The sequence below is a fragment of the Enteroscipio rubneri genome, from assembly GCF_963929405.1.
In the GTDB taxonomy this organism is placed as follows: domain Bacteria; phylum Actinomycetota; class Coriobacteriia; order Coriobacteriales; family Eggerthellaceae; genus Enteroscipio; species Enteroscipio rubneri.
The window spans coordinates 253295-265775 of the sequence record NZ_CAWVIN010000003.1; the positions used below are offsets into that span (position 1 = coordinate 253295).

Here is a 12481-nt window from a genome sequence, read left to right on the forward strand (position 1 = left end):
CCGTAGCGCTTTTCCCGCACGGGGGAGGAAGCCCGCTGCGCCCCACAACCCTACGATGCATGCATCGGCGAAAAAGCCGGCCGCATGAAACAAGGAGGGAGCTATGAGCATGGATCGTCGTTCTTTCATTAAGGGTATGGCAGTATCGGGAGTCGCCGCGACCGCAGCAGGCCTCGCCGGATGCGCGGCCGCCCCGAACAAGGGCGGAGCTGCGTCAGGGTCTGGGAATGCATCGGCGTCCGCCGAGGCGGGCGCGAAGCGCTATTCGTTCGAAACGCCGCCCAAGTCTATCGAGGAATCCCAGATCGCAGAGACGTATGAAGCGGACATCGTCGTGGTCGGCGCCGGCGTGTCCGGTATGGTGTGCGCCGCGTCCGCAGCGCAGGAGGGGGCGGACGTGATTCTGTTCGCCGCCAGCACGGCACCGGTGTTCAGGGGCGGCTCGAACCATGGCATCGGGACCAAAGCCCAGAAGCGTTACGGCATCGACTACAACGCGAACAACCTGCCGCCCATGATCAAGAAGCAGATGGCCGACGCGGGGTATCTGATCGATCAAAAGAAATGGTGGAAATGGATCAACCACAGCTCCGAATCGATGGATTGGCTCATTGACGTCATGGAAGAAGCCGGCTGGGAAACCACGATCGAAGTCGGTTACGACGACCCTGACGGCGTGTTCAGCTTCCAGCCGTCAGCCCACAACTGGATCGGCGACGAGGTGACCAACGGATCCGCGAACGGCCAAGGGCTGGTCGTCTCCGAACTGGAGAGGATCATCCTCGAAAACGGCTGCCGGATTGACTACCGGACCGTGGCGCAGCACCTGGTTCGCGATGACGATAACACGGGCCGCGTCAGCGCGGTCGTTGCGCAGAACGAGGCGGGCGACTACGTCAAGTACATCGGCCGAAAAGCCGTCGTCTTGGCGACAGGCGATTTCTCCGGCGACCGGGAGATGATGGAGAAGTACTGCCCGTGGGCGATGGACTTGCTCGATGAGAACTGGAGCCTTGACTACGATGCGGGATTTCAATTCGGGGGCCTCTATCCCGGCGACGGCCAGAAGATGGGGCTGTGGGTAGGGGCAGGCTGGCAGAAGGTGTATCCAAACGCCCCCATGATTCTGGGCATGATAGCCGCCCAGCTGCCGTCCCAGATCGGCGTGCAAAACTACACCGGGCCAAACCTCAACATGAACGGCGAGCGCTACATGAACGAAGACACCACGGCAACCTACTCGGTCATGAGCGTCATGAACCAGCCGGAGCGCACAGCCTACTTTATCTGGGAAGCCGCTTACGCATACCGCTATGACACCTGGTGCGTTGGCGGAACCACCATCGACCAGGACAACGGCCCCAAGCCGAAGACGTCGGAGGAGATTTTGGCTGAATGGGAGGCTGCAGCGGAAAATCGGGCGTACGTGAAGGCCGATACGATCGAAGAGCTGTTCTCACAGCTTGACGGCATAGATGCCGAGCAGGCGAAAGCCACGCTCGAGCGGTACAACATGTACTGCGAAAACGGCGTGGACGAGGACTTCCACAAGGATCCGCGCTACTTGGCACCCGTGAAAACGGGGCCGTTCTTCGGATTCAAGTACCAGGTTGATCCCTCTGCGTTCCTGTGCGTCACCGGCGGCCTCCGCACCAATGAGAACATGCAGGTCTGCGACGAGAACGACGTCCCCATCGACGGCCTGTACAACCTGGGCGTTATGGTGGGCGATTCGTACGGCACCCTCTACAACTTCGGCGTGGAAGGCCACAACCTAGGCATGAACTGCATCACGTTCGGCTATCTGGTTGGCAGGGATCTCGCGCGCGCTTAACGGGGCTCCCCTGTTACCCCTCTGGCGGCATCGCGTCCCAGCATGTTCAGGACGCGATGCCGCTTTCGAAAGCGCAGTTGCTGCGCGAGAAGCTCCAGCGGCATTCCTGCAGCATACCGAAAGCCAATTGCAGGTCCGCCGCCGAAACAGACTTTCACCCACCGATTTAGGTTTCCGCCTACCCTTGCCACTCCCTCCGCATGACCTCCCATTTCGCGTCGCGGGCGGCTTCGACGACGGCGATATCCTCGTCGGTGAGCGCCTTGAAGCGGCCTTGGCTTCTCAGGTACGCCTCGACGCTGCCGAACTCCTTCGGGTTGCGGCTCAGATGGAAGCGCCCACCCGGCTGGCCGCTCAGCTGCTCGCCCTCGTACTCGGCCAGATACCACAGCCCGCAGTCCACGATATCCTTCGCCATGTCCACCATCTCATCCTCGGCGCGGCCCCAGCCGGTCGGGCACGGGGCGATCACGTGGATGTAGCGCGTGCCTTCGATATCCCGTGCCCGCTCCACTTTGCGGATGAAATCGTTGAGATACCCCACACTCGCGGTAGCGGCATAGGGAATGCCATGAGCAGCCACGATCTCGAACAGGTTCTTCTTCTGCGTCAGGCAGCCGCGTGCGTTCGCTCCGACTGGCGTGGTGGTGGTCTTGGCCCCGAACGGCGTGAGCGAGCTCTTCTGGATGCCCGTGTTCATATATGCTTCGTTGTCGTAGCAGATGTACAGCACGTCGTCGTTGCGGTCGATGGCGCCCGAGAGCGCCTGGATGCCGATATCAGCCGTACCGCCGTCGCCCGCGAAACCCACCACGGTGCAATCGTCGGGCTTTTTGCCCTGCGCGCGCAGCCCCACCTCGATGCCGGTCAGCACGCTGGCCGTGGCGGCGAAGGGCGTGATCATGGCGTTATTCGCGAATGAGAGCTGCGGGAAGTTGAACCCGACGGCGCTCATGCAGCCGGCCGGCAGAGCGGCCACGGCGTTCGGCCCGAGCACCTTAAGTGCTGCGCGCACGGCGAGCGACCCGCCGCAGCCGGCGCACGCCTTGTGCCCGAAGAAGAACTCGTCGTCGGCGATGGTTCTCGCGTTCACGGCCATGGCTATCGGCCCCCTTCCGCACCGAGCACATCCGCCGGCGAATCAATTCCCAGAAATGAAACGCGGGGCACGTCCGCGCCCTCGGCCGCCTGCTGCAGTACGCGGAAGATACCGGCCACTTGTGCCTCTGATATGTCGTCGCCGCCCAGACCGCCCACGAAATCGTACGTAGGCATCATAACGCCCGCCTGATGCAGGGCAGCATCCACGTTTGTACACACCGTGCCCTCTGCCCCGAACGAAATGTCCTGCTCGAGCACGCCAACGGCCTTCGCACCGCGCAGCGCCTCCACGACGAGGGCACTTGGCATCGGGCGCAGATATCGGATGCGCACGAGCCCCACGCGCACGCCCTCTGCGCGCAGCTGCTCGATCACTGAACGTACGAGTCCCGCCGTCGATCCCAGCGTCACAATAATGAAATCCGCATCGTCGCAGGCCACTGTCTCGATCATACCGGAATAGCACCTGCCGAACACAGCGGCGAAACGTGCTTCCACGCGCTCGATGACCGCCGGGGCGTTCATCATGTCGCGATGTTCCCAGTACTTGTAGTAGCGGTTGTACTCGGGGCCGGCCGAATAGCCGATGTTCGTCGGGTGATCGAAGTCGAAGCGGTTGCCAACGCCGTCGTAGGGCGGCAGGAACGCGTCGGCCTGCTCGGGCGCAGGCACGTCCACCGTCTCGTAGGTGTGCGTGAGCGCGAAGCCGTCCAGGTTCACCATCACGGGCGTGCGCACGGCCGGGTCCTCGGCTACCGCATAGGCCATGAGGGCCAGGTCGAGCGCCTCCTGGTTGTTCTCGGCGTACACCTGGATCCAGCCGTGGTCGACCAGCGCAAGTGAATCGCGCTGGTCGCCGTAGATGTTCCACGGCAGCGCCGTCGCACGGTTCGCGTTCATCATGACGATGGGGAACCTGCCGCCCGACGCGTAGGTCAGGCACTCAGCCATGTACAGCAGGCCCTGGCTCGACGTGGCCGTGAACGTGCGCGCACCCGTGGCCGACGCGCCGATGGCGCACGAGAGCGCCGAGTGCTCGCTTTCCACGTGCACGTACTCGGCGGCCAGCGAGCCGTCCTCCACCATCTCGCTCAGGCGCTCCACCACCACCGTCTGCGGCGTGATGGGATACGCGCTGATCACCTGCGGGCGCGCCAGCCGCACGCCTTCGGCGAGGGCCTCGTCGCCGGAAAGGAACCGCTTCATCGGGCATCCGCCCCCTTCGCTTGCTCGCTTGCGTTCGATGCAAACGCGATTCCCGCAGTCGCGGCAGAGCCTTCGACAGCAGTCGGCGCATCAGCTGTGCGCTCAGAGGCAAGCGCCTCTCGCTCGGATACCATGGCGATCGCCTCGAAACGGCATACCTTCGCACACACGCCGCATCCTTTGCAGAAATCGTAGTCCACCGCCACAAGCGCCGGCCGTCGCCGTTTCGGTTTCGCACCGTCCACCTCGGTTGCATCTGCGCCTGTGCTCGCTCCAACGGCATCGTCGAAGTCCGCATCAACCTTGTAGATCGTTCCATCCGGGCAGTGCATATAGCACTCCAAACAACCGGTGCACGCAACGCGATCCACCACGGGGCGGACGTTGCGCCACCCGGCGTTCTTCGCAACGAGGAAGCCTGCTTCATAGCATGTCGAGCGCGCATACTTCTCAGGTTGCAGCTCATCGCAGCGCAGCGTGGGAATGGCGCAACCGTCCGGTCGCGGCGGCTGCGGAGCACCCGCGAGAGCGACGAAGCGGTCGATGGTTCGATCAACGGATTCCGCAGCTGCACTTTCCGAGCGCTCAGAATCGGCCGCTCCTGCATGCGGCGCGCCATCCGCCTCGGAGCACGCGCTGCCGAACGCGCCGTCGCAGCTGAGCCGCTCCACCAGTTCGCGCGCCGCATCCACGAGGGCTATGTTCTTCGCATGCAGCTTGGGTGGCATGTACTGACGTATGGCCTCCTTCACATCCTCGGCTCTCACGTGCTCGCACAAGGCCGAAATCGCCCCCAGGAACACCGTGTTGGGAATGGGCCGCCCGAGGACGGCGGCGGACATGCCGTCGGCATCGATAGCCAGGATGCGAGGGTCGTGAAAAGCGAGCACGCTGTTCACAAGCACGAGACCGCCGGGCTTAAGCTCGTCGGCCCACTCATCACCGAGCAGGGTATCGTCCAGATACACCACGTAGTCAGCCCGCGCAACAGCGCTCCGATCGCCAATGGGCTCATCGGCCAACTTCGTGAATGCGCGCATGGGCGCGCCGCGTCGCTCGGGTCCGAACGAAGGAAATGCGAGCGCGTGCCTCCCATCTATCAACGATGCCGCCGCGCCGAGCAGGCGCGCTGCCGTAAACGCGCCCTGCCCCCCTCGGCCATGCCAGAGTACTTCGATCATGAGCTTCTCCCGTACGCCCTTGATAATATCCCTGCAAGTATAGCGCTCCGGCGCAGAATAGCCTCGCGAAGCCTGGCGCGAAGCTCGCAGAACCCTGCCGACGGCAAGCGGTCTGAATCGCACAGGCATTCGAGCGCCAAGAGGCCTGAGTGCGAGCCGATGCGAGCAAATTCGAGCGCGTTTCTACTCCCTTTGGCACGCAAGTCTTCCACCATGGCAATGCACACGAATCAACCTGCCAATCAGCTTCGAGGAGCGCGTCGGAACCCGCGTTTGATGCTGCTGTGGATATCGGGAATAGCGCGGACGATGAACTATAATTCGGAGCTATGAGACGTCTTGAGAAGGATCCAGCCAGCAAACCCCGCAGTCACGCGCGCGAGAACGGACGAGCCGAGATGCGCGACCCGCGCCCGGCCGATCGCAGCCTCTCCGCGCGCCATGTCCGCACGTCCGAGGACGATGCGCAGTCCGCGCGCGGACAAGGCGCCCACGCATCCGCCTCCCCTTCGGACACCACGCCCTTCCTCGGCGCATCCGCGCGCGCCCGTCAGGACGAGGCCACCAAGAAACCCCGCAAGCCCAACTTCATCACTCGACAGGTGAACCACTGGTGCAACCGCCTGCTCGGCGCCGTGTCGGAGCGATCACTGGCCGCCCAGGAGGAGCAGTACGCCGCGCATCGCACCACGCGCGACTACGTGTGGAACTCCATCGGCATCGGAGCCTGGGGCATGGTGTTTCCCATCCTCACCGTCGTGGTCACGCAGCTGGTGGGCGTTGAGCAGGCCGGTATGTTCTCCATGGCGTTCGTCACCGGCATGCTGCTCATGTACCTGGCGAACTACGGCGTGCGAACCTACCAGGTGTCGGATTTGGACGAGCGGCATTCGTTCTCCGACTACCAGCTGAATCGCTGGATCACCTGCGCCATCATGGTAGCAGTCGGTTTCGCGTATTGTTCGATCCGCGGATATGCCAGCGACATGTTCACCATCAGTCTGGGCGTGTACATGTACAAGATGGTCGATGGACTGGCCGACGTGTACGAAGGCCGCCTGCAGCAGGTGGACAAGCTGTACCTCGCCGGCATTTCGCAGGCGTTCCGCTCTATCGTGGTGCTCGTGGTGTTCTCGCTCGCCCTGCTCGTCACGCACAATCTCGCCGTAGCCTGCATCGTCATGGCCGTGGCGGCAATCGTCACATTCGTGGTGCTCACCTTCCCGCTTGCGCTGTTCGAAACGCCGAAATCTCGCCGCGTGAGCCCCTCGAGCGTGACCATGCTGTTTAAAAACTGCTTTCCGCTGTTCTTGGCACTGTTCCTGTACGCGCTCATCGACAACATGCCGAAGTTCGTCATGGAGGGCGTGCTCAGCTACGACAACCAGCTGTACTTCAACGCGCTGTACTTCCCCGCGCAGGGCATCCTGCTCACCATCGGGCTCATCTACAAGCCGCTTCTGGTGCGCATGGCCGAAGCGTGGAACGACCCCGCCAAACGGGGGAAGTTCGACCTCATCATCGTTGCCATCATGGGCGTGATCGTAGCGTACACGGGCGCGACGGCGCTCGTCATGGGTTGGATCGGCATTCCCATCATGAGCTTCCTGTACGGACTGGACTTCGAGCAGTTCCGTGGCCTCCTGTTCATCATGATTGCCGCGGGCGGCGTAACGGCGGCCATCGACTTTTTGTACCAGGTCATCACCGTGCTGCGGCGGCAGCGGGCCGTGACGAGGCTTTACATCATCACGTTCGGGTTCTCGCTGTTCGTGCCGCTTCTGTTGGTGAACTTCACGGGGCTGCCGGGCGCGGTCATCGGCTACCTCATTGTCATGTGCATCCTGCTGGTGCTGCTGGTGAGCGAGTACATCGGCATCCGACTCGGGTTCTCGAAGGAGACCGAAGACGCGGCGGCGGGAGTCAGCAGCCCGATCGGCGTCCGTGGTTCCGGCGCGACGGCAGCGGCGCGCGCCGCTGCCCACGAGAAGGTGCGCGTCCGCGCGATCAAGGCCGAGCTGGAGGTCGAAGACGCGGCAACGACGCGCTCCATGTCCCCCGCCCGCGCAGCCGCCCATGCCAAGGCCCGTGCCCGCTCCGAAGAGCCTTTCAGCGCCCTGAGCGCCCCCGACGACGAGAACCCGCAGCCGCAGTAAGTTGCGGGATCGACCGAGAAGGCGTCCCGATTGGCGTAGTAAGTCAGCGAGGCCGGCCGCAGCGTCGGCTTCATTCCGGCGGTCGGCCGATCGCCGGAACCCCTAGAACCGCGCGTACCTCACGAGGTTCTTCTTGAGGGTGTCGACGAAGCGTTGGCCGATGTCGCTGAGCGCTTCGCCCTTGCGCACCACGTAGCCGAGATGCAGCTTCACGTCGGTGTCGAGCGGCACGGTGTTGAGGCCCGCGCCGTCGGAGATGCCCACGAGGATGCCGCTGGTCACCGTGTAGCCGTTGAGCGCCACGATGAGCTCGGACAGCGACGCACGGTCAGTGCACGCGATGCTCTTGGCGCGCGGCACGCTGGCGAGCGCCTCCTCAGCAAAGGCGACCGGCGAGTCCTCGTCCTGCTCGAAGTAGAGGTACGGGAAATCCTCCATGTCCTCCAGCGTCAAGCTAGCGGCGTTCACCATCGGGTGGCTCTTCGGCAGCGCGACGCGCGGAGCCGACTGGATGAGCTCAACGAACTCGAGACCCGCCGCGTCGAGCGCGGCGTTCACCTCGTCGGCCGTGGCTGACGTCTCGAACAACACGCCCAGCTCGCTCTTCCCGCTCACGACGTCGTCAATGACGCCCTGCGTCGTGCGGTCGCGCAAGGCATAGCGAAAGGAATCGCCACCGAGGGCAAGCACCGTGTGCGCGAATGTCTGCACGTTGAACAGATAATGCTGGCCAGAAACGGCGAAGGTAGTTTCAGTGGTCATAGGAGGTCCCTTCTTGTAATCCTATAGGTCCAAACAAGTCAGCGAGGGTTCGCGTGGTGCCCGAGATCCGTGCGATGGCGAAGGCGAAGCGTACTTCGGTACGCGAGTCTTCGTCAGCGTGCGGAGATCGAGCGTCACGCGAAGCCGCAGCGTCGAGCCGTTCCGCCGTTCGGCAGAACGGCGGAACCTACTGACAGCGCTCGTCGATGAAGCGCGATGCCTTGTGTTCGGACGACGTGCCCAGCTTACCTGCATCATACACGATGACCTTGGCCGGGCGCACGCCCGTGTGCGCCTTGAGCGCAGCTTCGGTGCGGCTCGCCACCTCGTCGTAGGGCTCGTCGCTGCCGAGCGAACGCTCGACGGACACCTCGTACTTGCAGGTGAAGTTCTTCTCGTACACGCGGATGGAGTACTCGCCTGTGAGGCCGTCCAGGCCGCGCACCACGTACTCGATGTCGCTGGGAAACACGTTGACGGCGCCCACGATGAACATCTCGTCCTTGCGGCCTGTCACGTGGATACGGGCCAGCGTGCGGCCGCATTCGCAGGTGTCGGTGCTCACGTAGCCGATGTCGCCCGTACGGAAGCGGATCATCGGGCGGGCCTTCTTGCACAGCGTCGTGTACACGAGCTCGCCCGTCTCGCCCGGCGCCAGCACCTTGCCGGTCGTCGGATCCACTGTTTCCACGAGGATCTGGTCCTCCACGATGTGCAGGCCGTCGTGCGCCTCGCAGGCGGCCGCGCACGCGCCGTAGATGTCGGACAGGCCGTAGAAGTCAACGACCTTCGCGCCCCACAGGCTCTCGATGGCCTCGCGCGTGGACGTGATGGAACCGCCCGCCTCGCCGGCCACGATGATGGTGTGGATGTTGAAGTCCGCCTTCGGATCGAAACCCTTCTGCTTCGCAATCTCGCCGAGGTGCCACGCGTAGGACGGCGACGTCCAGATGACCGTGGGCTGGTACTGCTGGAGCACGAACAGCAGGCGATCGGACGGCACGGCCCCCGCCCAGATGGCCAGCGCGCCCAGGCGCTGCGCGCCGATGACGTCGGGGCCGCCCACGTACAGGGCGAAGTTCAGGCCGTGCACGTAGCGGTCGTTCGGGCGCATGCCCGCCTGCCAGAACAGGCGCGCCTCGGTATCCTGCCACAGGTCGAAGTCCTCCTGCGTGAAGGGGCTGACCGTAGGGACGCCCGTCGAGCCTGATGAGGTGGCCATGAAGATGACCTCCTCTTCGGGCACGCTGCACATCTCGCCGAAGAAGCTTCCCACATGCTGCGTCTCGCGCTCCGTCTTCTTATCACAGAAGGGGAACTTCGCGATGTCGTCGAGCGTCTGGATGTCGGCGGGCTTCACGCCGGCCTCGTCGAACGCGCGCTGGTAGTACACCGTGTTGTCGTATGCATAGGCCACCATATCCTTCAGGCGTTGCAGTTGCAGCGCCTGAAGTTCCGGCCGCGGCATGCATTCGATCTCCGGATCGTAGTACTTCTGATCGTAGGGGATGTTTTTCGCCATGGTTGCTCCTTGTTCGTCATGCTTTTTCGTCGCCGTTTTCGCACTCCACGTTGGCCGGCGGCCGTCGCCTCTTGCATCGCCCTGCATTCGCCAGCCTTGTTCGTCAAGCTCGTTCTTTGTCCGGATGCCGCTGCTGAAACGCCGGAGCATTTCAGTCTTCGGATATTCACTGTGGAACGTTTGCTTATCCCAGGCGCATCTGCCCGCCCTCCGGAACATGCAGCGTATTGCATGAAACCACGAACGCGTGTTGAACACAACCGCTCAGGTCATTCGATGTTTTGATGCGCCGCTATCGTTCTTTACTATAACCCGGTACAATGACAGGAAGAAGGCCGCAAGCTAAGGGTACTCGGATCGGCCGCTCGAGAGTATCGATCCGCTGCGGTCGCTCGGACGACAGGACGGAAAACATCATGACCTTGCAGCAGTTGCGCTACCTCATCGCCATAGCCGAGTACGGCTCCATCAACGCCGCAGCTCAGAACCTGTACGCTTCGCAATCGAATCTTTCCACCGCCATCAAAGAGCTCGAACGAGAACTGGGAATCGGCATTTTCACCCGAAGCAATCGAGGCGTCACGCTCACGAACGACGGAACCGAGCTTCTCGGTTACGCCCGCCAGGTCATCGAGCAGGCCGACATGCTGGAAAGCCGCTATGCGGACAAGAACGTCGCGCACCTTCGACTCGCCGTTTCCACACAGCACTACGCATTCAGCGTGCAAGCCTTCGTCAACGTGGTGGAGGCATGCGAGAACGACGACTACGAATTCATCCTGCGCGAGAGCACGACGGCCTCAATTATCGATGACGTGCGGTCGTTTCGCAGCGAGGTAGGCATCCTCTACACCGACGACTTCAACCGTCGCGTGCTGTACAAGGCATTCGCGGACGCAAACGTAGCCTACAATCCTCTGTTCGACGCGCGGGCCCATGTGTTCGTCGGCGAGCAGCACCCTCTCGCGCAAGCCAAGCTGTTGCGTCCTGAAGACTTGGAACGCTATCCACGCTACTCGTTCGAGCAGGGCACCGCCAACTCGTTCTATTATTCGGAAGAGCCGCTCAGCTACCTGCCGCACAAAGGAAACATCCGCATTTCAGACCGAGGCACGCTTACCAACCTGCTGACCAGCCATAATGGCTATACCCTATCCACCGGCGTGCTTTCAGCCGAAATGCAGTCGGGAATCGCGAGCATCCCGCTCGACGTCGACGAGACCATGCAAGTAGGCTATATCATGCATAACGAACGTCGTCCGAGTCCACTTCTCCTGCGCTACATCGACGAGCTGCACGCCATCATCAAGCAGAACCCGACCGTCGCCGCGCGCGAGGATGGCGAGCCTCATTCCACATCGAGCGCAACCCGGGCGCGTCATCCGCAGGACGAACCTCGGCGCAGCCGATGATTAGCCAACCGGCCTTCGAGAACGAAGGACAGCCGCAGAATGCAGAGCACGTACAGAACGCAGAAGTAGCCGCAGAACGTGGTCGGGATGCTTTAGCATGCTAAAGCATCGTCCTTCGGACTGCCAGAAAACAGGCCGGTTTGGCACGTACGATGCGCGTCGCAGAGCATTGAGCGTACCTATTTCGTACGTACAATGCTCTTTCCCCCAGGTCGCCTTACTACGCTTCGAAAAAAGATCGCCTGTGTCGTGCCAAACCGTTACATTTTTTGGCGCACGACTGCAAAAGCGGGCACCCGAAGGTGCCCGCTCGTCATACGTATTGGGAAACCGGTAGGGAAAACCAGTTTCAGACGTCTTGGATTCTATGCGTCCACGCTCATGGTAAGCAGGAGCAGTGCATCGTGCGCGCGAGCCTTTTCGATGATCCCGGACGTGAGCACCGTGCCCTTCGATACCGTGAACGAGCCGTCGGAACTGGCGACGTCTTCGATCGTCGTCTGGCCAAGCAGGAAATCAACCAGTTCCGTATCCTCGTCGTCCCCGGCAGCCTTCGCAGGTTCGGCCGTGTCCTCAGCGACTTCAACTTCGACCGTCACCGAAGCCTTGTCGTCGGGAACTTCCTCGATCTGCTCGGCCTCAACCTGCGCCTCAGCCGGTTCGATGCCATCTTCTGCACCAGACCGCGCGTCGGCAGAGTCTGCATTCGTGGAAACCTCGACTTCACTTTCGGGCTCCGCAACGGCTACTTTCTCGTCGCGCATCTCAGCTGCGGTCCTCTCGCCGTCGTCAACAAACACGTACTCGGACGCGAAGAACACGAACTGATCGCTCGAGAACGTCGCACCGGAATCAAGTACGAGTTCGGCCACCGCGCCGAAGACAGGGTCAAACTCATAGGAAGCTATAGTACCCAGTCGATTGCCCGTCTTGGAATACACTTCGACGCCCACAAGCTTGAAGCCGTCGTTCACGATGCCGAGAGCATCGTTTGACGTGGGCAAAAAATCGTCGCGACTCTGAATGGTGACGAACGTATCGCCCACGGCTATGGCCTTGTCATAAGGCAGGACCAGCGGGCTATTCGTGCTCGCACTGTTCACGATATAGTGGCTCACGCCCAGCGTATTGCAATCAACGCGCAGATCGCTCATTTTTCCGATGGTTTTCCGATCATCAAGGGCGACGATCTTGCGGGTGAGGATGGTCTCATTCGTTTCCATAGCGTCTCTCTTCTTGTAATCGGCCATAGTATAACCCCATTTCCTGCTCGGTATCATTGTAGCGAAGGAACGACCTCGGCACAG

General features: G+C 62.1%; 9 protein-coding genes. 3 read left to right on the forward strand and 6 right to left on the reverse strand.

Annotated elements, in window-relative coordinates; genetic code table 11:
* The first annotated feature begins 103 nt into the window (after nucleotides 1–103).
* Nucleotides 104–1834, forward strand: a complete 1731-nt coding sequence (locus ABGT83_RS08370; protein WP_346686985.1) for an FAD-dependent oxidoreductase — start codon at nucleotides 104–106, stop codon at nucleotides 1832–1834.
* Between the two features lie 178 nt (nucleotides 1835–2012).
* Here the strand turns inward: ABGT83_RS08370 and ABGT83_RS08375 are convergent, their stop codons facing one another.
* The 3 genes from ABGT83_RS08375 to ABGT83_RS08385 are packed head-to-tail and all read right to left on the reverse strand — an operon-like array spanning nucleotide 2013 to nucleotide 5322.
* Complete coding sequence (locus ABGT83_RS08375) at nucleotides 2013–2933, reverse strand: thiamine pyrophosphate-dependent enzyme (protein WP_346686987.1); 921 nt, start codon at nucleotides 2931–2933, stop codon at nucleotides 2013–2015.
* A gap of 2 nt (nucleotides 2934–2935) precedes the next feature.
* Nucleotides 2936–4141: a transketolase C-terminal domain-containing protein gene (locus ABGT83_RS08380; protein ID WP_346686989.1), complete on the reverse strand. Its 1206-nt coding sequence runs from the start codon at nucleotides 4139–4141 to the stop codon at nucleotides 2936–2938.
* On the reverse strand, nucleotides 4138–5322 hold the full coding sequence (locus ABGT83_RS08385; RefSeq protein WP_346686991.1) for a 2-oxoacid:acceptor oxidoreductase family protein: 1185 nt from the start codon (nucleotides 5320–5322) through the stop codon (nucleotides 4138–4140). Before ABGT83_RS08385 ends, ABGT83_RS08380 begins: the two co-directional genes overlap by 4 nt.
* 398 nt (nucleotides 5323–5720) lie before the next feature.
* Here ABGT83_RS08385 and ABGT83_RS08390 point away from each other — a divergent pair, with 398 nt between their 5' ends.
* Nucleotides 5721–7478: a lipopolysaccharide biosynthesis protein gene (locus ABGT83_RS08390; protein WP_346686993.1), complete on the forward strand. Its 1758-nt coding sequence runs from the start codon at nucleotides 5721–5723 to the stop codon at nucleotides 7476–7478.
* A gap of 102 nt (nucleotides 7479–7580) precedes the next feature.
* On the opposite strand, the gene ABGT83_RS08395 is transcribed toward ABGT83_RS08390, so the two are convergent.
* Nucleotides 7581–8240: a LysR family transcriptional regulator substrate-binding protein gene (locus ABGT83_RS08395; RefSeq protein ID WP_103265737.1), complete on the reverse strand. Its 660-nt coding sequence runs from the start codon at nucleotides 8238–8240 to the stop codon at nucleotides 7581–7583.
* Between the two features lie 187 nt (nucleotides 8241–8427).
* Nucleotides 8428–9762 carry a phenylacetate--CoA ligase family protein gene (locus ABGT83_RS08400; RefSeq protein WP_346686995.1) on the reverse strand — a complete coding sequence of 445 codons (1335 nt, stop codon included), beginning with the start codon at nucleotides 9760–9762 and terminating at the stop codon, nucleotides 8428–8430.
* Between the two features lie 416 nt (nucleotides 9763–10178).
* On the opposite strand from ABGT83_RS08400, the gene ABGT83_RS08405 reads away from it, so the two are divergent.
* Nucleotides 10179–11174: a LysR family transcriptional regulator gene (locus tag ABGT83_RS08405; RefSeq protein WP_346686996.1), complete on the forward strand. Its 996-nt coding sequence runs from the start codon at nucleotides 10179–10181 to the stop codon at nucleotides 11172–11174.
* Nucleotides 11175–11539: 365 nt separating this feature from the next.
* Here ABGT83_RS08405 and ABGT83_RS08410 read toward each other — a convergent pair whose 3' ends face one another.
* Nucleotides 11540–12397: a hypothetical protein gene (locus ABGT83_RS08410; RefSeq protein ID WP_346686998.1), complete on the reverse strand. Its 858-nt coding sequence runs from the start codon at nucleotides 12395–12397 to the stop codon at nucleotides 11540–11542.
* Nucleotides 12398–12481: the final 84 nt, after the last annotated feature.